Here is a 23,393-nt window from a genome sequence, read left to right on the forward strand (position 1 = left end):
CTCGCGCCTCGTGCATGAGCGCGCGCCAAACGCAGCGGGCGCGCGGCTTCAGGTCAGCCGCAGCGGTTCGATCATGAGTTTTTCTTCGTCGAGCCAGATCTGCACGGGCTTGCTTTGCACATCGGCTGCGAGGGGGTTCTCGGTCGTCCGGTAGATTCCGGCGATGGAAATCAGTTCCGGCTCGAGGCACGTGCAGAAGATGCGCGCATCGAGATTGCCGTGCACGCCGGCGAGCGCGCGGCCACGCAACGGCGCATAGATATGGATGTTCCCTTCCGCGATGACCTCGGCCCCGTACGACACCAGCCCGAGCACGATGAGATCGCCCTTCGCATACACCTGCTGCCCCGAGCGCAGCGGCCGGTCGATGATGGTCGCGGGTTGCGGCAGCGCGGGCGGCGGCTCCTTCGCGACGGCCGCTTCGATGACGGCGGCGGCTTCGGTGTTGGGCTTCGCTTCATCCACCGAAGGCTTCGGTGAACCACGACGGTCGCGCGCTTCGAGCATGGGCAGGCCGCCCGCGTTCGCCCACTGGATCGCCCACGTCTGCGACGGCAATGCGACGACGCCCACGGGACGCATGTGCACGCTCTTCAACAGCGCCTCCAGCTCCGCCAGCGATACACGCTCGCCTTCGCCGCCTTCAGCCGAAGCGAGCCGCCGCACGTCGATGGCGACGACGTCGTTCGCGAAAAATTCGGGAGTCGCTTCGAAGCGCCGTGTGAGTTCGGTGCGAAGGGCATCGAGGTCGGGAGTCTTGACGACGAAGAGAAGCGTGTCGACGGAGCCGCTGCGCAGTTCGAAGAAGGGCGTTTTGTTGAGCGACATAGGAACGGCCAAAAATTTTGCGTATTTTACAGGCGTACACGCTCGCGGCCATAGTTTTTCAGGCCGATTTTCTGGCATCGAACAGATGAGTGCGTGCGGCGCGCACGCGATGCAGAGGCTTGACCGAAGGGCTTAAACGTCGTGTCCGGACTTCATGTGACGCACGTAGAGCGATTCCGCTTCCTGCTCGTGCATCGGCATCGCGCGTCGATCGCCGGTGGGGCCGAAGCCGAGGCGTTCGTAGAAGCGCATCGCGTTGCGGTTCTCATCGGCGATCCATGCATGCACTTCCGATGCGCCCTGCTCCGCGAGCCACTGCGATGCGAAGTTCACGAGCAGTTCGCCGCCGCGCAAATGACGGACCGCCGGGGCGACCCAGAGCGCGCTCACGAACGCGCGCCTGTCATCGGTTTCTTCGATATACGCATGCACGAGCCCGGCCGGATGCCCTTCGGTGTACAGCAGGAATGTCGCGAGCCGGGGCGAGCCGGCGTGCAGCGAGGCGGCATCGTCGAAGGAAGCGGGATCGACGAGCAGCGTGTCTTCCAGTGTTTCGCCGAACGCGTACGGCGCTTCGCGCAGCGATGCCGTGCGAAGCTCGCGCAAAACCGAACCTTGTTGCGCGCCGATGCGGCTGACGGTCAGTGAGGGACTCATGCGGGCGATTATCTCTCTGGCTTTCTGGCTGTGCTGAGGCGCCTCGCGGCGGCCCGGGCGCAGGCCCATTCGCGTAGCTTCATCCGAACGGGCGAACCCGTCAATTCCTAAATCCTGGAAAGTGCTTTACAGCGCACGCTTTCGCGTTTTTCCAGACGTCGCCCCGTTCACGGCTGGGCATACGGACCCGTGCCGTCGGGCCAGGGCGTGAGCAGCTCGAAGCCTTCTTCGGTGACGGCGACCATATGCTCCCATTGCGCCGACAGGGAGCGGTCCTTGGTCGTGACGGTCCAGCCATCGCGCGATTGCTGCGTGGCCGCGCGGCCCGCGTTGATCATCGGCTCGATGGTGAAGACGAGGCCGGGCTTGAGACGCAGTCCCGCGCCGCGCTGGCCGTAATGCAGCACTTGCGGATCTTCGTGATACACCCGGCCGATGCCGTGGCCGCAATACTCGCGCACCACGGAGAAGCCTTCGCGATGCGCCACCGATTGAATCGCGAAGCCGATATCGCCGAGCGTCGCGCCGGGACGCACCGCGCGGATGCCGGCGACCATCGCTTCGTATGTCGTTTCAGTCAGACGGCGCGCTTCCTTGCCCGGCGTGCCGGCGTAGTACATGCGGCTCGTGTCGCCGAAGTAGCCGTCCTTGATGATCGCGACATCGATGTTGACGATGTCGCCATCCTTCAATTCCTTCGGCCCCGGAATGCCGTGACAGACCACGTGATTGACCGACGTGCAGACCGTCTTCGGAAAGCCCATGTAGCCGACGTTCGCGGGGATGGCCTTCAGTTCGTCGACGATGAAGCGATTGCAGATGGCGTCGAGTTCGTCGGTCGTGACGCCGGGGCGCACGTGTTCGGCGATCATCGCGAGGACTTCGGCGGCCATGCGGCCTGAGATGCGCAATTTCTCGATGTCGGCGGGAGTCTTGAGGGTGATGGCCATTGAGCGATGCGGGTGGATTCGTGCCGCCTGCATGCGGGCCGGGCGCCGCCGCTGGCGACTGCCGATGGTGCGCCGCGCACGAGGACAATGGGCCCGATGATAGCATTGCCGCTCCTGGCAACGGGCGCGCGCGCTTCGAGGACGGCCTTTCCCGCCGTTTCGGCGCATGTCGCGTTCGTCGGCCAATTGGGTTTTCTTACGGAGCGTTATGACCTTGCATCGTGTTTTTGTCGTTCTCGCTTTTGCCTCGGCTGCCGGGGCGCTTGCCGCGTGCAGTTCGACCAGTGGTCCCGAGTTACGGGCATCGAAACCCGTGATCTATGTCTCGTCGGCGCGCGCGGCATCGGATATATCGAGCTGCCTGCAGCGCAGGCTACCGTCGGCGCAAGTGATGCGCGACCAGGGTTCCACCGAGCTGCTCGTCGGATCGAATGCCTGGCTTGTGACGTTGACGCCGTCGGGGTACGGATCGATCGTGAAGGTGCAGCAGTCGGCGAGCGACGATGGCGGCGTGCCCGAGCCGGAGATGAGGTTCGACGTGGCGCGGTGCGCGGTTTGAGGTCGGTATCGGACCCGGCGGTTTGCGGGTCCGCACATAGACCGGAAATGAAAAACCCCGCAAGTCTCTCGACTTGCGGGGTTTTGAATTTTGGCGGAAAGGGTGGGATTCGAACCCACGGTACGGGGAAACCGTACGCCTGATTTCGAGTCAGGTACATTCGACCACTCTGCCACCTTTCCGTCTACCAGCTTGCTTCTGCCGGCCTTCGCCAAGCGGGTCGCTGCTCAACGAAGAATGAAAGTATATCGAAGACTCGGAAGTTTTCAAGCACCTTTTTGCAAATAAGCATCACGCCGATGCACCCGCTTCGATACGCTCCGCACCGCGCATGTACGGGCGCAGCGCCGCCGGAATCGTCACCGAGCCGTCCGCGTTCTGGAAGTTTTCGAGCACCGCGACGAGCGTGCGACCGACCGCCAGCCCCGAACCGTTGAGCGTGTGCACGAACTCCGGCTTGCCCTGCGCGTTGCGAAAGCGCGCCTGCATGCGCCGCGCCTGGAACGCCTCGGTATTCGAACAGCTCGAAATTTCGCGATACGTGTTCTGCGCCGGCAACCAGACTTCGAGGTCGAACGTCTTCGCCGCGGAGAATCCCATGTCGCCCGTGCACAGCGTAATGACCCGGTACGGCAGTTCGAGCTTCTGCAGGATGGCTTCTGCCTGGCCGACCATTTCGTCGAGCGCCGCGTACGAATGTTCGGGCGCGACGACCTGAACCATCTCGACCTTGTCGAACTGATGCTGGCGGATCAGCCCGCGCGTGTCGCGTCCATACGAACCCGCCTCGGAACGGAAGCACGGCGAATGCGCCGTCAGCTTCACAGGCAGCGCGCCCGCTTCGAGGATGCTGTCGCGCACCGTATTCGTCAGCGAGATTTCCGACGTCGAAATCAGATACTGCGTGACCGTGTTCTCGTCGCCGCCCTTCTCCACGCGGAACATGTCGTCGGCGAATTTCGGCAACTGGCCGGTGCCGTACAGAATCTCCGGATTGACGATATACGGCGTGTAAGCCTCGGTATAACCGTGCTGCTCCGTATGCGTGTCGATCATGAACTGCGCGAGCGCGCGATGCAGCCGCGCGATCGGTCCGCGCAGCAGCGTGAAGCGCGCGCCCGACAGCTTCGCGCCCGTTTCGAAGTCGAGACCGAGCGGCGCGCCGACATCGACGTGATCCTTCACTTCGAAATCGAACGCGCGCGGTGCGCCCCAGCGCCGCACTTCGACGTTCTGCGTCTCATCGTTGCCCACGGGCACGCTTTCGTGGGGCAGATTCGGCACGGTCAGCATCAGGTCCGACAGGCGCTTTTGCACGTCGTCCAGTTGCGCCGCCGATGCCTTCATCGTCTCGCCGATGCCGCCGACTTCCGCCATGACGGCAGAGGCGTCCTCGCCGCGGCCTTTCATCGCACCGATCTGCTTCGACAGGCTGTTGCGGCGCGCCTGGAGTTCTTCGGTGCGGGTCTGGATCTCGCGGCGCTCGGCTTCGAGCGCGGCAAAGGCGGCGACGTCGAGCGTATAGCCCCGATCGGCGAGGCGCTTCGCGACGCCGTCCAGGTCTTTGCGGAGGAGTTGAATGTCGAGCATGGCGGGCTGCTTTTGTTAAGTATTCGGAAACGCCGATTCTAGCGTACCGACAATTGGCCGCTATCCGGCAACCGGCGCCGTGTGCGAAGGCGAAACGAAAGTGCAGTGGAAAGTCTAGTGCATCGTCCGCGCCGGCCAGCGTGCCTCGCCCGCTCGCCTGACGAAATTCGCATCGCGCAGGAGCGAAACGGCCATCGCATCACCGCTTCTTGCCATCCCGATGCTCGCGCCGCCAGGCATCGTCCAGTTCGGCCAGCCGCGAGAGCTTCTCGCCGATCTTGCCTTCCAGCCCACGCGGCGTCGGCTGATACCAGTGTGGATCGCGCATGCCGTCCGGCAGGTACGTTTCGCCGGCGGCGTAAGCGTCGGGCTCGTCGTGCGCGTAGCGATATTCGTGGCCGTAGCCGAGCTCTTTCATCAGCTTCGTCGGCGCATTGCGCAGATGCACCGGCACGCCGCGCGACTGGTCCTTGCCGACGAATCGCCGCGCCTCGTTATACGCGTTGTAGCCCGCATTCGATTTCGGCGCGACCGCGAGATAGATCAGCGCCTGCGCGAGCGCCAGTTCGCCTTCGGGCGTGCCGAGGCGTTCGTACGTTTCGGCGGCATCGAGCGCGATGCGCGCGGCGCGCGGGTCGGCCAGCCCAATGTCCTCCCACGCCATGCGTACGATGCGCCGCGCGAGATAACGCGCGTCCGCGCCGCCGTCGATCATGCGGCAGAACCAGTAGAGCGCCGCGTCGGGGTTGCTGCCGCGCACCGACTTATGCAGCGCGCTGATCTGGTCGTAGAACGCGTCGCCGCCCTTGTCGAAACGCCGCAGGTTTTCCGCGAGCGCGCTGCCGAGCAACGCGCCGTCGACTTCGGTTGTCTTCTGTTGCGCCGCCGCGCGCGCGACGATCTCGAGGTTGTTGAGGAGCTTGCGCCCGTCGCCGTCCGCCGAGCCGATGAGCGCGTCGCGCGCTTCGTCCGTGAACGTCAGGCCGCCCAGCTCCGCGGTCGCGCGTTCGAGCAGTTCCTTCAGCTCGTCGGCATCGAGGCTTTTGAGCACATACACCGCCGCGCGTGACAACAACGCGCTGTTCACCTCGAACGATGGATTCTCGGTCGTCGCCCCGACGAACACGAACAGGCCCGATTCGACATGCGGCAAGAACGCGTCCTGCTGGCTCTTGTTGAAGCGATGCACTTCGTCGACGAACACAAGCGTCTGCCGCCCGTTCGCGCGATGGATCTGCGCAGTCTCGACGGCCTCGCGGATGTCCTTCACGCCCGACAGCACCGCCGACAGCGAGATGAACTCCGCGTGGAACGCAGCGGCCATCAGGCGCGCGAGCGTCGTCTTGCCGACGCCGGGCGGGCCCCAGAGAATCATCGAATGCGCCTCGCCCGATTCGAAGGCGACGCGCAGCGGCTTGTTGGGCCCGAGCAGATGCTTCTGGCCGATTACATCGTCGATGGTGCGGGGACGCAGGCGCTCCGCGAGCGGAACGTTGCCACGATTTTGTTCGAACATGGTGCTGTGGACGCAATAGATGCAGGTTGGCGCGCGTATCGCACGCAGACCGAACGCGGCGATAATCTTGCGCTTTTCATGGAGCGCGGTGCATCGGCCATTCGGCCAGGTATCCGCGCGGCCAGCCGTGGCGCAAAATGGGTAACGATTCCGGGGATTATGACAGCCGGAAGCTGCACATGATTCACGGCGGCGGCCGTCATTCCGAACCGACACAACCTGGGGATCCGATCCGATGCAGCAAGAGAACACGTCCACCTACGCGCCGCTCACGCCGGTGCCCTCCGAGCGGCGCGCTTTCGGCACGAGCGACGCGTTCGCGCTGTGGTTTTCGCTCGGCATCGGCTTGCTGGTCGCGCAGGCGGGCGCGCTGCTGGTGCCGGGGCTGTCGCTGCCGCACGCGCTCGCCGCCATCGTCATCGGCACGGCGATCGGCGTCGTGCTGCTCGCGCTTGCCGGCGTCATCGGCACGGATACGGGGCTTGCGGCGATGTCGTCGCTGCGCCCGACGCTCGGCGTGCGCGGCGCGTCGGCGCCGGCGGTGCTGAACGCGGTGCAACTGGTCGGCTGGGGCTCGTTTGAAATCATCGTGATGCGCGATTCCGCCGACGCGCTCGCGAAGCAATCCTTCCATCTGTCGATCCCGCTCGTCTGGACGCTGCTTTTCGGCGCGCTCGCGACGCTGCTCGCCGTGAGCGGCCCGCTCTCCTTCGTGCGGCGCTTTCTGCGGACGTGGGGCATCTGGCTGCTGCTCGGCGGCGCGGGCTGGCTCACGTGGAATCTGCTTTCGACGCACGACCTCGCTTCGCTCCTGGCGCGCCCCGGCACCGGCGAAATGGCGTTCGGCGCGGGCATCGATCTGGTCGTCGCGATGCCGCTTTCGTGGCTGCCGCTCATCGCGGATTACACGCGCTTCGGGCGCAGCGCGGGCGGCACGTTCCGCGGCACGCTGCTGGGCTACGGCATCGCGAACCTGTGGTTCTATGCGCTGGGCGCGGTGTACGGCCTCGCAGCGGGCGGCGGCGATGCGCTTCTGACCGTCGCGCTGGCGCAGGCGGGCGGCGGCGTCGCGCTGCTGCTGATCCTGATCGATGAAATCGACAACGCCTTCGCCGATATCCACTCGGCCGCCGTTTCGACCGGCACGTTCTGGGCGCGCGCCAGCGTGCCGATGCTGTCGGCGGGCTACGGCGCGCTCTGCACGCTGGTCGCGCTCTTCGTCGCCATGGGCAAGTACCAGAACTTCCTGCTGCTGATCGGCTCGGTGTTCGCGCCGCTCTTCGGCGTGGTGCTGGCGGATCACTTCATCGTGAGAAAGCGCCGGGTCGATGCCGCGGCGCTCGGGCGCATCGACGGGCGCTACGGCTATTCCGGCGGCTGGCACGTGAGCGCGTTCGTCGCATGGGCAATCGGCATTGCGGCGTATCACGCGATCAACCAGTGGCTGCCGAACCTCGGCGCGACGCTGCCGGCGCTCGCGCTCGGTGCGGCGTGCTATCTGCTGCTGGTATCGGCGCGGCGGGCGGCGCTGGCTTCGTGAAGGCGTCTTGCGCGACGCTCTGAGCGAGGACGGAGCGCAACGCCATCCGCATAGCGCGAAGCACGCTTCGCGCAAAGTGCATGGCGCGCACGCCGGATCGAACCGTTCGTGCGCGTTCAGCCGCGCCGCCGCTGCGCGTTCAGCGCGTAACGCGCCCGCCTCGGCGTATCGCCTGCGCGCTCAAACGCGCCGCTCCACGCCCGGCAGCACGCACAGCAATTCAAACGCGATATTGGCCGCCAGCAACGCAGTGGTGCCGAACGGATCGTAAGGCGGCGCGACTTCCACCAGATCCGCGCCGACAATATTCAAGCCCCACGCGCCCCGCACGATTTCGAGCGCCTGCGGCACCGTCAGTCCCGCGATTTCCGGCGTGCCGGTTCCGGGCGCGAACGCCGGGTCGATGCCGTCGATATCGAACGTGATGTACACCGGCCCGTCGCTCAACTGCGCGCGCACTTCATCCATCAACGGTGCGAGCGACTTGTTCCAGCATTCCTCCGTCTGCACGACGCGAAAGCCCTGCTCGCGGCACCAGTCGAAATCGCCCGCTTCGTAGCCGGTTCCGCGCAGGCCGATCTGCACGACGCGCTCGCAATCGAGCAAGCCCTCCTCCACCGCGCGGCGAAAGGGCGTGCCGTGCGCGATTTTCTCGCCGAACATCGTGTCGTTGACGTCCGCGTGGGCGTCGACGTGAATCAAGCCGACTTTGCCGTGCTTCGCGTGGATCGCACGCAGGATCGGCAACGCGATGGTGTGGTCGCCGCCGAGCGTGATCGGCTTGCAATCGTGCTCGAGAATCTCGCGATACGCCCGCTCGATCCGGTCGATCGAATCGGGCAGGTTGTACGGATTGATCGCCACATCGCCTACATCCGCCACGCACAGCGAGTCGAACGGCGCGGCGCGCGTCGCCATGTTGTAGGGGCGCAGCAGCACCGATTCGTTGCGCACCTGGCGCGGCCCGAAGCGCGCGCCGGTCCGGTTCGACGTGCCGAGATCGAACGGCACCCCGACGAAACACGCGTCGAGCCCGGCGGCGGATGCGACGTGCGGCAGGCGCATCATCGTCGTGATTCCGCCGCAGCGCGGCATCTGATTGCCCGACAGCGGCTGCGGCCGCTCGGCGCGATGATCGCGGAAGTGCGAATCGAAGTGTTCGGCGGGAGCGAAAAGCGACGATGTATTCATGGCAGTGAATGTGAGCTGAAAGGCTGACAAACCTCATTAGTACCGCCTTTCCCGCCAAGTTAAAATGCCGCCGGCATCAACTACACATCGATACGAATCGATCTAACGGCGGCACGCATGTTCACTCACCTCTCGGACCTGGATTTGCGGCTCATCCGCGTCTTTTTGGCCATCGTCGATGCGGGCGGCGTTTCATCCGCGCAGGCAACGCTGAACGTGGGCCAGTCGACCATCAGCACGCAACTCGCGACGCTCGAAACGCGGCTCGGCTATCGGCTATGCGACCGCGGACGCGGCGGCTTCGCACTCACCGCGCGCGGCGAGCAATTCGTCGATGCCTGCCGGACGCTGCTCGTCGCCGTCGATACGTTCGATTCCACCGCGCGAAACGTCGGCAGAAAGCTCGTCGGCACGCTGACGCTCGGGATGATCGGCACGACGCCGGTCAGCGCCAACGCGCGCATCGGCGAGGCCATCGCGCGTTTTCGGGAACGCGACGAATCGGTGCGCTTCGCCGTGCTCGTCCGGTCGCCCAGCGAACTGGAAGAGATGCTGCTTGCCGGGCGCATTCAGATGGCGATCGGATATTTCTGGCATCGCGTGCCGTCGCTCGATTACACGGAAATTTTCGCGGAGGATCAGCTCGCGTATTGCGCGCGCACGCATCCGCTCTACGCCCGCGCGGGCGACGTGTCGCTCGATGAGGCCGCCGAACACGACTGGGCGTGGCGCAGCTATCCGCTGCCCGAAGCGGGCGCGCTGACGCCGCGCTCGATCAGCGCGGTGGCGGACAATATGGAAGCGGTCGCCATGCTGGTGCTGTCGGGGCGGCATCTCGGCTATCTGCCGGAGCACTTCGCCGCGTCGTATGTGGACGACGGACTGCTTGCGCCGCTGAACGAAGCGACGATGCGTTATCGCGTCGCCTTCCAGATGGTGACGCGCGCGCGGCGGGATCGCGGAGAACGCAACGAGATTCTCGATGCGTTTATCGAGGATATGAGCGCGGCGCATGCACCGAAGTGTCTTGCAGCTAGAAAGCAGTGACGCTCCTCGCCGGTTATCACTAAAAGCCGAGACCGCAAATGACGCGCGGCCCGAGAGAGCCGCGCTTTGCTTGACCTGCTGAAATTGAAGTCCCGCCGTGGATCGGCGGGTTCTTCTGACTATCCAAAACGCCCCGATGGGAAGTCGGGCGGCATCTCTTTACCCGTTGATCACATCCGCGCCCTTCGGCACGTTGAACTTGAAGGTATCGCTTTTGATCGGCGGGTTCTTCTGGATGTTCAGAAACGTAAGCAGCGTGACGTTACCGAACACATCGTGCAATTCCATCGCCTGCAAATTACCGTCCTTGAAGCCGATGCCGACCGTCTCGAACTGCGTGTCCTTCGCCTTCGGCGTCAGTTCCAGCCAGTCGATGCCGCCCTTCACGCCCGCATCGCGCAACGTGAAGTTCTTGTCGAGATCGTTGCTGCCGAAGAGGATCGCAGCCGGGCTTGCGCCGAGCGCACCGCCGAGGCTGCGAACCGTCACCTGGTTCAGGTCCTTGTCGTACACGTAGAGCTTGTCGCCGTCCGCCTGCAGCACTTGCGAATACGGCTTCTCATACGACCAGATGAATTTGCCCGGCCGCGCGAACATGAACGTGCCGCTGGAATTCGCGCCCTTCGACGCTGTGGGCGTGGCCGCCGCGCCATTGTTCGCCCTGCCCGGCGCTTTCACTTCCTGCTGCGTGAATTCGCCTCGCGCCGCGTGAACTTGCGACACGAACTGCTTCAACTGCTCCGTGCCGCTCGCGAATGCCTGCGCCGCGAAAAGCATCGACGCCGACAGAATCGCCGCGCCGAATATCTTCCCCGTTCGTTGCTTCATAGTCTCGTTCTCCAAATAATGCTCACCGTGCGCGACGCTCATTCCGCCTCGCGCGCCGGCGTGAGAATCTCCCGGTTGCCGTTCGACGACATCGCCGACACGAGACCCGAGTTCTCCATCTGTTCCAGAAGCCGCGCCGCCCGGTTATAGCCGATCCGCAAATGCCGCTGCACGAGCGAAATGGAAGCGCGCTTGTTCTTGATGACGACTTCCACCGCCTGATCGTACAAAGGATCGGCTTCGCCGTCGGCCGAGCCCGCGCCCGCGCCGGCTGCGCCTTCGTCGCCATCGCCCGCCAGCCCGCCCTCCAGAATCCCTTCGATGTAATTCGGCTCGCCGTGTTCTTTCAGCTTGTCGACCACGCGATGCACTTCCTCATCCGATACGAACGCGCCGTGCACGCGCACCGGCAGGCCCGAGCCCGGCGGCAGATACAGCATGTCGCCCATGCCGAGCAGCGATTCCGCGCCCTGCTGATCCAGAATCGTGCGTGAGTCGATTTTCGACGACACCTGGAACGCCATGCGCGTCGGTACGTTCGCCTTGATGAGGCCCGTGATGACATCGACCGACGGCCGCTGCGTCGCCAGAATCAGATGGATGCCGGCCGCCCGCGCCTTCTGCGCGATCCGCGCGATCAGCTCTTCGACTTTCTTGCCGACGACCATCATCAGGTCGGCGAGTTCGTCGATCACCACGACGATGTTCGGCAGGCGCGTGAGCGGCTCGGGATCGTCCGGCGTCAGGCTGAACGGATTCGGAATCTTCTCGTCGCGCTTCTTTGCTTCGTCGATCTTCGTATTGAAGCTCGCGAGGTTGCGCACGCCCATCTTGCTCATCAGCTTGTAGCGGCGCTCCATCTCGGCCACGGCCCAGTTGAGCGCATGCCCCGCCTGCCGCATGTCGGTGACGACCGGACACAGCAGATGCGGAATGCCTTCGTAGACGCTCATTTCGAGCATCTTCGGATCGATGAGGATGAGCCGCACCTGATCCGCGCTTGCCTTGTAGAGCAGGGAGAGGATCATCGCGTTGATGCCGACCGACTTGCCCGAACCCGTCGTGCCCGCGACCAGCAGGTGCGGCATCTTCGCGAGGTCGGCGCAGACCGGATTGCCGCCGATGTCCTTGCCGAGGCCCATCGTGAGCGGCGACGCGCCGTTCGCGTACACCTCGGAGCCGAGGATCTCCGAGAGCTTGACCGTCTGCCGGCGCTGGTTCGGCAATTCGAGCGCCATGAAGTTCTTGCCGGGAATCGTCTCGACGACGCGAATCGACACGAGCGACAGCGAACGCGCCAGATCCTTCGCCAGACCGACGATCTGGCTGCCCTTCACGCCCGTCGCCGGCTCGATTTCATAGCGCGTGACGACCGGCCCCGGATACGCCGCGACGACGCTGACTTCGACGCCGAAGTCCTTCAGCTTCTTTTCGATGAGACGCGATGTGTATTCGAGCGTATCCGCAGCGATGGTCTCCTGCGTCTTCGGCGGCGGATCGAGCAGGGAGATGGCCGGCAACGTCGAATCGCCCGGAAGGTTCGTGAAGAGCGGCGCCTGCTTTTCCTTCTCGACGCGCTCGGACCGCGCGGGCGTGGCGACCGGCGGGACGATCACGACCGGCTCGTGGTCCTCCTGCTTCACGCGCGAACGCACGACCTTGCCCTCGCGCTTCGATGCGGCTTCCTCGCCGAGCTTGCGGTCGCGGCCGGCTTCGCGCCGCAGTTGCGCGCCGGTGATTGCGTTCAGGATGCCCTCGCCGACCTTCTCGCAAACCGAGAGCCACGAGAACCGGAAGTAGAGCGACAGGCCGATTGCCAGCGCGATCAGCAAAAAGAGCGTGGCGCCGGTGAAGCCCAGCGCATGCGATACATGGCGCGCGATCAGATCGCCGACGACGCCGCCCGGCGCGCGCGGCAGCGGCACCTTGAGCGACCACATGCGCAGCGCCTCGATGCCGTCGCTGGCCAGCAGCACGAGCACGAAGGCGAACGCTTCGGCGAGCCACGTGCGGTCGCGCGGCGCGTCGGCATCGTCCTTCAATGACTGCGCCGCCGGCTCGATGATGCGCCGGTAATTCGCGATGATGCGCCGCCCGAGCAGCACGACGAGCCAGTACGACGACAGCCCGAACACGAGCAGCAGAATGTCCGACGTGTACGCGCCGACGCGGCCTGCCCAGTTTGAAATGTGATCGACGCTGACCGCGTGCGTCCAGCTCGGGTCCTTGCGGCTGTAGGAAATCAGCGCCATCACGAGGAACAGGCCGAGCGCGACCTGGAGAATCCAGCGAATCTCGGTGAAGAGCCGCGACATGCGGTGAGGCAACGCCTGCGGGCTCGCGGAATAGGATGCTTTTGCCATTGATTCGGTGTCGCTTTTTGCGGCCCGTGGTTGATGAGCGCCGATGGCGAATGGGGCCGTACGAACGGTGGCCTATTGTAAACGCTGCATTGCGGGGAAAGGCGCAAAAACGGGCGCGTTCTTGCATCCTGTAACACTCCTCACATGCCGCGCGCGCGCCGTTTTCGCGTCGAATCTTCTACGGAAGCCTATCAAAGCGATTGAAAGGTTCACTCGGAAGGCTTTCGCACGGACCTTTATAATCGAGGACTTGCATCCAACTACGGGTCATCGGAATGCGACGCGCGCGGGAGTCGAACTTGCTGCGCTGACGTCATCCCCTGCTTCCGGTCAGACCATCAATAACGGACCATCGCCATGTCTTCATCCCAAAGCGCGCCCAAGCACGCCAAAGTGCTGATTCTCGGTTCCGGCCCCGCCGGCTACTCCGCCGCCGTCTACGCGGCGCGCGCGAACCTGTCGCCGCTGCTCGTCACCGGCCTCGCGCAAGGCGGCCAGCTGATGACCACGACCGACGTCGAAAACTGGCCGGGCGATCCCTCGGGCGTGCAGGGTCCGGAACTCATGCAGCGCATGGAGGAACACGCGCGCCGCTTCAACACCGAGATCGTGTTCGACCACATCCACACCGCGAAGCTGAACGAGCGGCCGTTCCGTCTGATCGGCGATTCGGGCGAGTACACCTGCGATTCGCTGATCATCTCGACGGGCGCATCGGCGCAATATCTCGGCGATCCGTCCGAGCAGGCCTTCATGGGCAAAGGCGTGTCCGCGTGCGCCACCTGCGACGGCTTCTTCTATCGCAACGGCGAAGTCGCGGTCATCGGCGGCGGCAACACGGCGGTCGAAGAGGCGCTGTATCTGTCGGGCATCGCGAAGAAAGTGACGGTGATCCACCGCCGCGACAAGTTCCGCGCCGAGCCGATTCTGATCGACCGCCTGCTCGCGAAAGAGAAGGAAGGCGTGGTCGACATCAAGTGGAATCACGTGCTCGACGAAGTGCTCGGCGACGAATCCGGCGTCACCGGCCTGCGCGTCAAGCACACGGTCACCGGCGAGACCACGGACATCGCGCTGCAGGGCGTGTTCGTCGCGATCGGTCACAAGCCGAACACCGATCTCTTCGCCGGCCAGGTGGAGATGAAGAACGGTTACATCATCACGAAGGGCGGCACGACCGGCAACGCAACCGCGACGAGCATCCCCGGCGTGTTCGCGGCGGGCGACGTGCAGGATCACATCTATCGTCAGGCGATCACCAGCGCCGGCACGGGCTGCATGGCCGCGCTCGATGCGCAGCGCTATCTCGAAGCCATCGACGAAACGCCCACGCCGCACTCGATGAGCCACGAAAAGGATCGTTGAGCGGCAAGGCGATACAGTGCGCCGGGCCGCTGGAATGGGGCTGGGCGCGCTGCATTCGGCGCAACGCGACGCCTGATCCATACCGGCGTTTCGACAAAACGGGCCTCGGCCCGTTTTTTGTTTCCCCGTACGGCCACGCGCGTTTCACCATCGCGCATTCGACGGCATCGCGCCCGTGGCACAATCGGCGCGCCGCGTCGCGTGCCGTCCTCAAGCCTGGCTTTTGAACTGCAGCCGACTCTTCAGGCCGAACGATGCCCAAAAATCATCCTCACCCGCACGAACCGAAAGCCCGCCGCCGGGAAACGCCGCGCGCAGCCGCGCCCGCCGAGAAGCCAGCCGATCCGCGCGAGGTGTCGGCGGCGGTGAAGCGCGACGGCCTCGCCGGTCTTGCATCGCTAAAGTCCGCGCTGAAAGCGGACGCCGACAAGCGCCAGGCCGAACGGGTCGCCGTGAAGCGCGCCGAGCGCGAAGCCGTCGCGGATGCCGACGAGTTTCGCCGCGCGATCGGCGAAGTCGAGCCGCTCAGAACGCCTCCGCGCACGATGGCGCCCCGCGTGCCGCCTTCGCCGCTGCCGCTCCAGAGCCTGCGCGACGAAGAAGCGGTGCTGCAGGAAGCGCTCTCCGACGAATACGATCCCGAAAGCCTGCTCGACATCGACGAAACGCTGTCCTTCCACCGGCCGGGCGTCAGTCAGGAAGTCGTGAGAAAGCTGCGGCGCGGCGCGTGGATCGTGCAGGCGCAACTCGATCTGCACGGCATGCGGCGCGAGGAAGCACGCGAGGCGCTGGCGGAATTCATCCGCGAATCGGTGAAGCGCGGGCTGCGCTGCCTGCGCGTGATTCACGGCAAGGGGCTCGGGTCCATCGGCAAGCATCCGGTGCTCAAGGGCAAGGTGCGCGCGTGGCTCGTGCAGAAGGCGGAGGTGATTGCCTTCTGTCAGGCGCGTCCGCACGACGGCGGCGAGGGCGCCGTGCTCGTGCTGCTGCAGCCGGGCGGCACGCCGCGGCATCACAACCATCCCGAAGACAAGACCCGCAAAACGGAATAGACGTGCATCCCAGACTCACCCTCGCCATTTCCATCATGGAGGCGTTCGCGATTTTCGCGTATGCGCTCTCCGGCCTCATCGAAGCGAGGAAGCGCCGGCTCGACGCGGTCGGCGCATTTCTCGTCGCGCTCGCGACCGCGTTCGGCGGCGGCACCGTGCGCGACGTGCTGCTGTCGCGCCGCCCCTTCTACTGGGTCGAGCATCAGGAATACGTGCTCGCGATTTTCGCGATGTCGATCTTCGCGCCGCTGTTCCTGCGCGTGACGACGCGCCTCTTCGATCAGCGCGCGCTTCTCGTCACCGACGCCATCGGGCTCGGCCTCTTCAGCGTGTCGGGCACGTCCATCGCGCTCGATGCGCAAATGCCCGTTTTCACCGCGACGATGATGGGCGTCACGACCGGCGTGTTCGGCGGCATCATGCGCGACGTGCTGTGCAACGAAATCCCTCTGATCCTGCGCGATTCGCGGCCCTACGCGGTGTGCGCGTTCGCGGGCTGCTGGATGTACATCGGCTTGGAGCAGTTCGCCGTCGAGCCGATCTACAACGTCCTGCTGTCGACGGCCTTCATCCTCGTGGCGCGGCTCATCACCTTCAAGTTCGATATCCGGCTGCCGCATTAGCGGCGCGGGGGCGCGGGCGGCGACGAGGCGTCGATTTGCTACAATCGCGAAGTCAATCAGCCCCGTTCCGGCGCGTCTCGCCGGGCATCGGGGCGTATGTTCCCGGTCGCCAACACGCACACAGAAAATGAACATCGAGCAAGCGCGTTTCAACATGATCGAGCAACAGATTCGTCCGTGGGATGTGCTGGACCAGGACGTATTGAATCTGCTGTCGGTCGTCAAGCGTGAGAACTTCGTTCCCGCCGCCTATCGCAACATCGCTTTCGCGGACCTCGAAGTTCCGCTGCCGGGCGGCGAACGCATGCTCGCGCCGAAGATCGAGGCGCGCGTCCTGCAAGAACTGGCGGTGAAGAAGACCGAGACGGTGCTCGAAATCGGCGCGGGCTCGGGCTACATGGCGGCCCTGCTCGCGCATCGCGGCCGCAGCGTGACGACCGTCGAAATTTCGCCGGAACTGGCCGAATTCGCCAAGCAGAACCTGGCGGCGAACGGCGTGACGAACGCGCAGGTCATGGAAGGCGACGGCTCGCGCGGCTGGAACGAAGGCGCACCGTACGACGTCATCTGCGTGTCGGGCGGACTGCCGATCATGCCGCAGGAATTTCTCGAGCAGCTGAGCATCGGCGGGCGTATTGCGGCATTCGTCGGCGCGGCGCCGGTCATGAAGGCGCAAATCATCACGCGCGTCGACGAAAAGCAGTTCCGCGTGTCGGATGTCTTCGAAACGCTCGTCGCGCCGCTCAAGAACGCGTTGCATCCTTCGCCGTTCAGGTTCTGAACGCCGCCCGGTCCGCGGCGGGCGAACATCGCCGCCGCGCATCATCATCGTCCCGCCCAGGCTCCCATGCAGAATCTCACCGCACCCGAACTCGCCGCGTGGCTCGCCGATTCCTCCCGCCCCGCTCCCGTGCTGCTCGACGTGCGCGAACCGTGGGAGCTTCAGACAGCCGCGATGGACAACATCGTGTCCATTCCGATGCGCGACATCCCCGCGCGCAGTGAAGAACTCGACGACGACGCGCAGATCGTCTGCATCTGCCATCACGGCGCGCGCAGCGCCCAGGTCGGCATGTTTCTCGAATCGCGCGGCTTCACGAACATCTTCAATCTGTACGGCGGCATCGACGCATGGTCGCGTCAGGTCGATCCGTCCGTTCCCACTTACTGAGCCCGTCCGGTCACCGTGCCCGTCGCCCAGACGGGCGTGCCGGCCTGCGAATAGACGACGAGGTTGCCGTCGCGCTGCATGTAGGCGTAGCCGGGCGCGCTGGTTTTCGTCGTCTGCCAGACGCGGGCGCCGTTCGCGTTGTATAGCGACAGCGTGCCGTCTTCCGCGAAGCGCACCACGACGCCCGGCGCTCCGAACGCGCCAGACGACCAGATCGGCCCGCCGTCGAACACAATGGCGAGATAACCGTCGCGGCCGAGCGTCAGAGAGAATCGACCGTCGCATGATGCGAGCGTCTGCCCCGCCAGCAATCCCTCGCCCGGCGCGAGCCGGCCGCAGCCCGAGGGCGCGCGCACCGTCGGCAACGCGGCGAACCAGCCGAGGTTGGCCGCATCGGCGATAGCCTGAAGGCCCGCATCGTTCGGATGCAGATTGTCGCCGCTATTGAACGCGGGCGCGAACGCGCTCGCACCGATGCCCGCGCCGCCGACCGCGACGGCCTGATCGAGCAAGCCGTCGCAGCCGCTGGATTTGTCGCGCAGGAAGGCGTTCACCGCCTGCCGCGTGTTCTCGATGCCGGGCGTCCAGCGCGACACACCCTGGAACGGCGTCAGCGTCGAGCAAATCATCCTGACGTTCGCCGCGTGGGCCTGCGCGATCAACAGCCGATAGGCGTCGATCAGCCGCTCGGCGGTCGGCGGATTGCCGCTGATCAAGTTGTTCACCGCATCGTCGGACACGATCACCCACTTCACGTTGGCCTGTTGCAGCGCATCGCGACCGAAGCGCGCGAGGCCCGCCTGACCCGTCGCGCCGCCATCCGAGAAGAAGTTGTTGCCGCTGATGCCCTGATTCAGCACGCCCACGTTCATGCCCGCGCCGATGAGCCGCTCGGCCAGGCGGTCAGGCCAGCGCCCGTTCGTGTTCGGCGCCGACGCGATGCCGTCCGTGATCGACGCCCCGAACGCGACGACCGCGCCGGTCGCGCCCGCGTTGACGACATCGACGTTGGTGAGGAAGTAATAGGACCGCTCGCCCGCCGCATTCGCGACGCCGCCCGCGAACGACGCATCCCCGCTGACGTCGCCGGGCGCGATGTAGACATCCTGCAATGCGGCGACGTGTCCGGTGGAATTCGGCGGCGTCTTCGACGGCACATGGACGCTGACCGCGATATCGCCGAGCGTCGGCACCGCGAAGGCGATGGCGTCGCTCAGCACGGAACCGCCCGCCGGAATCGTCACGTAGGCTTGTCCGTTAAATGTCGCGACGCGGTCGGTGGCGGCCACGGTCTGCGCCCCGCTCGCCCGTTCTGCGAGATGCACGTCGCCGATGGTGACAGGCTGCGCGCCGAACAGATTGGAGAACCGCAGCCGCGCCGCCGATCCGCCGATGCTCGTGTGGACGATCTGCCGGATCGTCTGGTTGTCGAAACCGGGATCGCTGGTCACGGCGGGCGCGGCTGACCACGTGCCGGTCCACTGCGGCGCGCTGTTCTGCGCGAACGCGGCCGATGATTCCATACACGAAAGCATCGTCCAAAGCGCCGCGGCGACGACGCTTCGAAGCCCATTTGTCTTATTCACTTCGTCCCCTTTGGCTGACTTTCGGCAACGGCTGAATGCGAATAGATCACGTTACCGTGCGGCGTGCACGTGCGGGAGCGAACAGACAGAGGCAGTGAAATAAAAAAGCCGCAGGCGCTTCGCGCGCCGGCGGCTTCTCTGCACTTCGAATCGAGCTTCGGCTTTAGACGACGTTCATCGCCAGCGCGCTCGCGCGATAGTGCTCGGCGGCTTTGTCGGCATCGCCGAGTTGTTCGTGCAGGCGAGCCAGCGCGCGATGCGTGCGGATCTTCAGCGGTTCGTTATCGGCGAGCTTCAGCGCCGATTCGAGGAACGCCTGCGCCTTGCCCCACAACTGCTGATGCAGGCACAGCCGCCCGAGCGTGAAGAGGAGGTCCGCGTCCTCCGTGCGCTCCTTCTGCCACGCCTCGGCGCGCTGAATCAGCGGGAAAGCGTCGCCACCGACGATGCAGTCCGGGTAACGCCGCAACAGGCGGGCATCCCAGTTGTGCGCGAGCGCGTCCTCGACGATCTTCTTCGCCTCCGCGCGGCGATCGAGCGCGATCAGCAGTTCGGCGGCGAGGTCGGCGAGACGCGGCGACTGGCGCTCCTTCACCGACAACGACTGCCAGAGTTCCAGCAGCGCGTCGGGATTGTGCCGGCGATCGCGCAAAAGGTTTTCGGCCGCGACCTGACGCAGGCGCACCGCGACCGCCGGATGCAGCGCCTCGCGCTTTTCCAGCATTCGCACGAGCTTCAGCACTTCGCCCCAGTTCTTCAACTGCTGCTGCGCGCGCAGCGCGATCTGCTGTGCATGGATGCGCCGGCCGCCCTGCGCCTGCATTTCCGTCAGCGCGACGAGCGCGCCGTCCGCGTCGCGGCCATCGGCGCGCATGTCGGCGGTGGCCATGAGACGCGCGTCCTGCCAGTCGGAGCCGTCGATCTGCGCGAGCCATTCGTCGCGACGCGCGTATTCGTGCAGCCGATGCGCCGCGTGCGCAGCGATCAGCCCGGCCGCGCCCTTGTTGGCATCGACGGAAAGCGCATCGCGCGCGGCTTTCTCCGCCTTCGAGAAGCGGCCCGCGTACAGGTGGCCGATCGCATCGCGCAAGGACGCATTCGCCTTCGCGAGCCGGCTGCGCGCCCGATAGGCGGCGACGCGCTCCGGCATCTTCCACACGCCGCGCGCCGCGCGAATCAGCGCGTACAGCACGATGAACAGCACGACGAGCGCCACCGCGAACAGGTTCAGCGACAGATCCACGCGATACGGCGGCACCACGAGCAGAACCTGCCCGCCGTCGAAGCCGCCGACCGTCGCGACGATCACCGCGACCGCGAACAGCAGCGCGAGCCAGATGAGTCCACGAATCGTCATCATCCGCCTCGCTTGAACTGGTGCACGGCGGCGAGGCTCGCGTTCAGGTTCGGCACGGCGACCGCGAGCGACGCCTGATCGACCTGCTTCACGAGACCGCGCACGGCCTGCACTTTCTTCGACGACGGATCGAAATAGCGGCCGAGCGACGCGTCGGCGGCCTGCAGATCGGATTTCAGCGTCGCTTCGCTGCGCGAAAGCAGCGACAAGCGCGCGGACAAGAGCCGCAGCTTCACGTTCTCACGCACGAAGTAGCCCTGATCGGGCGACGTGAGCATCGCGTCGGCGTTGTCGATACGCCGCACCGACACGAGACTCGCCAGTTGCTGGCCGATGCCCGTCGTGACTTGGCGCCACAGGACCTTCCAGCGCGGCTCGCCCGTCGCCGCCGCGATGGACGCGCTATCGCCCGGCGCCGCGGCCTGCGCGCGCGCGCGCTCGATCGGCGCTTCGCCCGCGAGCGGCAACGCGTCGATCTGTTCGATGGCGGTATCGAGCTTGATGGCGAGGCCGGTGAGATCGGTGGTGGGCGCGGCTTTGAGCTTGTCCATGTCCTGCGCGATGGCCTTGCGGATGGACACCACTTGCGGGCCGGTGGTCGCGGCGAGGCGCGTGTCGGCGCTTTCGAGCGCGAAGAGCGCAAGCTGCACGTTGCCGGTGAGTTGCAACTGCTGGCTCGCGCTCGACAAAATCTGCTCGACTTCGGCGAGCGTCCAGTCGTCGCGATTGCTCGCGAGGTCCTGATACTGCTGCTGCAGCGCCTGGCTGTGCGCTTCGGCATCGGCGAGCTTGCCCTGCAACTGGATGATCTGCGTGTTGAGCGCGCCCGTTGCGCTCGCGGCCTGATCGGCCTTCGCGCGCAGATCGGCGTTTTGCGCGTCCGACTGCGCGACGCGCTGCGTCAGCTGTTGCTCCTTGCGATCGACCTTGCGGTTCAGCGCGTAACCGCCCGCGCCTGCGGCAATCGCGAGAATGGCGACGACGAACCATAACAATACGATGCCCGCGCCGCCCCGCCGCTTCTGCTGCTCGTCAAGCGTGAACGGCGTGTTGGGCGGCAGGGGCGGTGTCACGTTCGGCTGAGGTGAAGCTTTCTTGGAATCGTTCGAATCAGTCATGCGTGATTGAGCCGGTTGATGGGCCGGTGAGTTGTCCGGCGAATGAGCCGGTGCGTTGTCCGTCGATACCGCCGCCCCGCGGCTCTGCGCCGGTGCGGCGGCATTGTCTGGAAGCAGGCTTTGCAGGGTATCCACGATGCGCTCGTCGCCGGCGCCGGACACCGTAATCCTATCAAAACCCGTCTGGCGCGCGGCTTCGGCGATGCGCGGGTGCGGGCAGACAACCGGCGCACGCTTCAGGCGCGCGATTTCATCGGCGGTCAGGTGCTCGCGCGCGAGTTCATCGAGATTGCGCACGCCTTCGGAACTGGTCAGCAGCCACGCGTGCGGCTCGCCGGCGAGCAGTGAGTGGATGCGCTCCCACTCTTGCATGGACGGTTCCGGCAGGAGACGCCGGTACGCCGCAGCCTTTTCGACACGCGCGCCCGCTTCGGCGAGACGGTCGGCGAGCCATTCGCGCCCGCCGTCGCCGCGCACGATCAGCACGCGCTTGCCTTCGAGCCCGTTCGCACCGAAGTGCGCCTCGATCGCCGTGTACAGCGCCTCCGAATCGAAGCGCGGATCGGCGTGTTCCGCCGACGGGCTGATCACGCGATGCCCCGGGGCGCTCACGCCCTGCCGCGCGAGCGCCGCGACGCTGCCCGGCCCGACGGCGGCCACCGGAATGTCCACCGGCCACGGCGCGAAGAGGCGGCCGAATGCGTGATCGATTGCGTTCGGCGACACGAACACCACCAGCGCGTAACGCCCGGGGCCGTAGAGTTCGTCGAGGGCCGCGCGCAGCGGGGCATCGTCGGAAACGGCGGCGATGTCGATCAGCGGAAACTCGAATGCATCGAGATGCGCGCGATGAAGCCGCTCGACCAGCGCGGACGACTGCCCGCCCGGCCGCGTGATGACGACGGTGGCGCGATGCGCGCTCGCCATCAGGACGGGTCCGCCGCGGACGGCGGGAGCGGTTGTTCCTTCGCCGGCGCTGCGTTGGGCGCGTCGGCGCGGCTCATCGCCGAGAGCGCGTTGACGATATCCATTGCGCCTTGCGCGGCCAGATCCGCCGATACGCGCTGACCGAGCGCGAGCGCAGCCGCGAGATCGGGCGTGGGCACGTGCTCTTCGGCGCGCAGGATGCGCTTGCCGTCGGGCATCGATACGGCGCCGCGCAGATAGAGCGCGTCGTCGCGCCATTGCGCGTAGGCGGCGAGCGGCACCTCGCAGCTTCCGCCGAGCGCGCGCGACACCGCGCGTTCCGCTTCGACGGCGAGCGCGGTCGCTTCATCGTGCAGCGGCGCGAGCCACGCGGCGAGATCGGCGCGGTCCGCGCAAATCTCGATGCCGAGCGCGCCCTGACCCGCCGCGGGCAGGCTGTCCGATGCGTCGAGCAGCGCGCGGATGCGCTCCTCCATGCCGAGCCGCTTCAGTCCGGCCGCCGCCAGAATGATGGCGGCGTAGTCGCCGCGATCGAGCTTCCCGAGGCGCGTGTCGAGATTGCCGCGCAGCGGCCGCACTTCGAGATGCGGGAAGCGCGCGCGGATCATCGCTTCACGGCGCAGGCTCGACGTGCCGACGACGCTGCCCGCAGGCAAGTCCTCCAGCGATGCATAGTGCGGCGACACGAAGGCGTCGCGCGGATCTTCGCGCTCGAGAATCGCGCCGAGCGTGAAGCCGTCGGGCAACTGCATCGGCACGTCCTTCAGCGAATGGACGGCCAGATCGGCCCGGCCTTCGGCGAGCGCGGCTTCGAGCTCCTTCACGAACAGGCCCTTGCCGCCGACTTTCGACAGCGTGCGATCCAGAATCTGATCGCCGCGCGTCGTCATTCCGAGAATTTTGACGTCGCAAGATGGATATAATTTGTGCAGCGCACACCGCACGTGCTCGGCCTGCCACATGGCGAGCCGGCTTTCCCTCGACGCGATGATGAGCGTGGCGGGCGGTGTCGTGGAATGCGTCTCGGAATTCATTGATGCTCGATCGAATGACGGGATGAAATAACGAATAATGGTAGCACGCACGCCAGGGTCCATTCGGCGCGGGCGGTGCGCCGGAGCCTTG

The 23,393-nt window shown here is 65.7% G+C and carries 20 protein-coding genes and 1 tRNA gene; 8 read left to right on the forward strand and 13 right to left on the reverse strand.

The window, feature by feature from the left end; all coding sequences use genetic code 11:
- Positions 1–48 precede the first annotated feature (48 nt).
- The 3 genes from minC to map all read right to left on the reverse strand — a co-directional run bounded on the left by minC (position 49) and on the right by map (position 2,435).
- Positions 49–828, reverse strand: coding sequence for a septum site-determining protein MinC (minC, locus tag P9220_RS00475; protein ID WP_309763066.1), 780 nt, complete (start codon positions 826–828; stop codon positions 49–51).
- A 132-nt stretch (positions 829–960) separates the two neighbouring features.
- Complete coding sequence (locus P9220_RS00480; protein WP_309763067.1) at positions 961–1,485, reverse strand: GNAT family N-acetyltransferase; 525 nt, start codon at positions 1,483–1,485, stop codon at positions 961–963.
- A gap of 167 nt (positions 1,486–1,652) precedes the next feature.
- Positions 1,653–2,435, reverse strand: coding sequence for a type I methionyl aminopeptidase (map, locus tag P9220_RS00485; RefSeq protein ID WP_309763068.1), 783 nt, complete (start codon positions 2,433–2,435; stop codon positions 1,653–1,655).
- A 208-nt stretch (positions 2,436–2,643) separates the two neighbouring features.
- Between map and P9220_RS00490 the strand changes: the two genes are divergently transcribed.
- Positions 2,644–2,994 (forward strand): hypothetical protein, encoded by a 351-nt coding sequence (locus tag P9220_RS00490; protein WP_309763069.1) that lies wholly within the window; start codon positions 2,644–2,646, stop codon positions 2,992–2,994.
- Positions 2,995–3,085: 91 nt separating this feature from the next.
- Here the strand turns inward: P9220_RS00490 and P9220_RS00495 are convergent.
- The 3 genes from P9220_RS00495 to P9220_RS00505 all read right to left on the reverse strand — a co-directional run bounded on the left by P9220_RS00495 (position 3,086) and on the right by P9220_RS00505 (position 6,100).
- A tRNA-Ser gene (locus tag P9220_RS00495) sits at positions 3,086–3,176 on the reverse strand.
- Positions 3,177–3,285: 109 nt separating this feature from the next.
- Entirely contained in the window at positions 3,286–4,584 is a 1,299-nt protein-coding gene (gene serS / locus P9220_RS00500; RefSeq protein WP_309763071.1) for a serine--tRNA ligase, read from the reverse strand.
- 199 nt (positions 4,585–4,783) lie between these two features.
- Entirely contained in the window at positions 4,784–6,100 is a 1,317-nt protein-coding gene (locus tag P9220_RS00505; protein ID WP_309763072.1) for a replication-associated recombination protein A, read from the reverse strand.
- A gap of 235 nt (positions 6,101–6,335) precedes the next feature.
- On the opposite strand from P9220_RS00505, the gene cytX reads away from it, so the two are divergent.
- Positions 6,336–7,640, forward strand: a complete 1,305-nt coding sequence (gene cytX / locus P9220_RS00510) for a putative hydroxymethylpyrimidine transporter CytX (protein WP_309763073.1) — start codon at positions 6,336–6,338, stop codon at positions 7,638–7,640.
- Positions 7,641–7,820: 180 nt separating this feature from the next.
- Here the strand turns inward: cytX and speB are convergent, their stop codons facing one another.
- A complete protein-coding gene (speB, locus tag P9220_RS00515; RefSeq protein ID WP_404980392.1) occupies positions 7,821–8,831 on the reverse strand; it encodes an agmatinase in 1,011 nt (336 codons plus the stop codon).
- 117 nt (positions 8,832–8,948) lie between these two features.
- Here speB and P9220_RS00520 point away from each other — a divergent pair, with 117 nt between their 5' ends.
- Positions 8,949–9,878 carry a LysR family transcriptional regulator gene (locus P9220_RS00520; RefSeq protein WP_309763074.1) on the forward strand — a complete coding sequence of 310 codons (930 nt, stop codon included), beginning with the start codon at positions 8,949–8,951 and terminating at the stop codon, positions 9,876–9,878.
- Positions 9,879–10,037: 159 nt separating this feature from the next.
- Here P9220_RS00520 and lolA read toward each other — a convergent pair whose 3' ends face one another.
- Complete coding sequence (lolA, locus tag P9220_RS00525) at positions 10,038–10,748, reverse strand: outer membrane lipoprotein chaperone LolA (RefSeq protein ID WP_404980391.1); 711 nt, start codon at positions 10,746–10,748, stop codon at positions 10,038–10,040.
- Positions 10,745–13,069, reverse strand: a complete 2,325-nt coding sequence (locus P9220_RS00530; protein WP_309763077.1) for a DNA translocase FtsK 4TM domain-containing protein — start codon at positions 13,067–13,069, stop codon at positions 10,745–10,747. The genes lolA and P9220_RS00530 overlap by 4 nt, the downstream gene beginning before the upstream one ends.
- A 357-nt stretch (positions 13,070–13,426) precedes the next feature.
- Here P9220_RS00530 and trxB point away from each other — a divergent pair, with 357 nt between their 5' ends.
- The 5 genes from trxB to P9220_RS00555 all read left to right on the forward strand — a co-directional run bounded on the left by trxB (position 13,427) and on the right by P9220_RS00555 (position 17,280).
- Positions 13,427–14,434: a thioredoxin-disulfide reductase gene (gene trxB / locus P9220_RS00535; protein ID WP_309763078.1), complete on the forward strand. Its 1,008-nt coding sequence runs from the start codon at positions 13,427–13,429 to the stop codon at positions 14,432–14,434.
- Between the two features lie 254 nt (positions 14,435–14,688).
- On the forward strand, positions 14,689–15,486 hold the full coding sequence (locus tag P9220_RS00540; RefSeq protein ID WP_309763079.1) for a Smr/MutS family protein: 798 nt from the start codon (positions 14,689–14,691) through the stop codon (positions 15,484–15,486).
- 2 nt (positions 15,487–15,488) lie between these two features.
- On the forward strand, positions 15,489–16,109 hold the full coding sequence (locus tag P9220_RS00545; RefSeq protein ID WP_309763080.1) for a trimeric intracellular cation channel family protein: 621 nt from the start codon (positions 15,489–15,491) through the stop codon (positions 16,107–16,109).
- 127 nt (positions 16,110–16,236) lie between these two features.
- Positions 16,237–16,890: a protein-L-isoaspartate O-methyltransferase gene (locus P9220_RS00550; protein WP_309763081.1), complete on the forward strand. Its 654-nt coding sequence runs from the start codon at positions 16,237–16,239 to the stop codon at positions 16,888–16,890.
- A 66-nt stretch (positions 16,891–16,956) separates the two neighbouring features.
- A complete protein-coding gene (locus tag P9220_RS00555) occupies positions 16,957–17,280 on the forward strand; it encodes a rhodanese-like domain-containing protein (protein ID WP_309763082.1) in 324 nt (107 codons plus the stop codon).
- Here P9220_RS00555 and P9220_RS00560 read toward each other — a convergent pair.
- The 4 genes from P9220_RS00560 to hemC all read right to left on the reverse strand — a co-directional run bounded on the left by P9220_RS00560 (position 17,274) and on the right by hemC (position 23,302).
- The gene (locus P9220_RS00560; protein ID WP_309763083.1) at positions 17,274–18,803 is read right to left on the reverse strand and encodes a GDSL-type esterase/lipase family protein; all 1,530 of its coding nucleotides are present in this window, start codon (positions 18,801–18,803) and stop codon (positions 17,274–17,276) included. The genes P9220_RS00555 and P9220_RS00560 overlap by 7 nt on opposite strands.
- 226 nt (positions 18,804–19,029) lie before the next feature.
- Positions 19,030–20,223, reverse strand: coding sequence for a heme biosynthesis protein HemY (locus tag P9220_RS00565; RefSeq protein WP_309765326.1), 1,194 nt, complete (start codon positions 20,221–20,223; stop codon positions 19,030–19,032).
- Entirely contained in the window at positions 20,223–22,268 is a 2,046-nt protein-coding gene (gene hemDX, locus P9220_RS00570; protein WP_309763084.1) for a fused uroporphyrinogen-III synthase HemD/membrane protein HemX, read from the reverse strand. The genes P9220_RS00565 and hemDX overlap by 1 nt, the downstream gene beginning before the upstream one ends.
- Positions 22,268–23,302 carry a hydroxymethylbilane synthase gene (gene hemC, locus P9220_RS00575; RefSeq protein WP_309763085.1) on the reverse strand — a complete coding sequence of 345 codons (1,035 nt, stop codon included), beginning with the start codon at positions 23,300–23,302 and terminating at the stop codon, positions 22,268–22,270. The genes hemDX and hemC overlap by 1 nt, the downstream gene beginning before the upstream one ends.
- Positions 23,303–23,393 lie beyond the last annotated feature (91 nt).

It is taken from the genome of Caballeronia sp. LZ016, assembly GCF_031450805.1.
Taxonomy (GTDB): domain Bacteria; phylum Pseudomonadota; class Gammaproteobacteria; order Burkholderiales; family Burkholderiaceae; genus Caballeronia.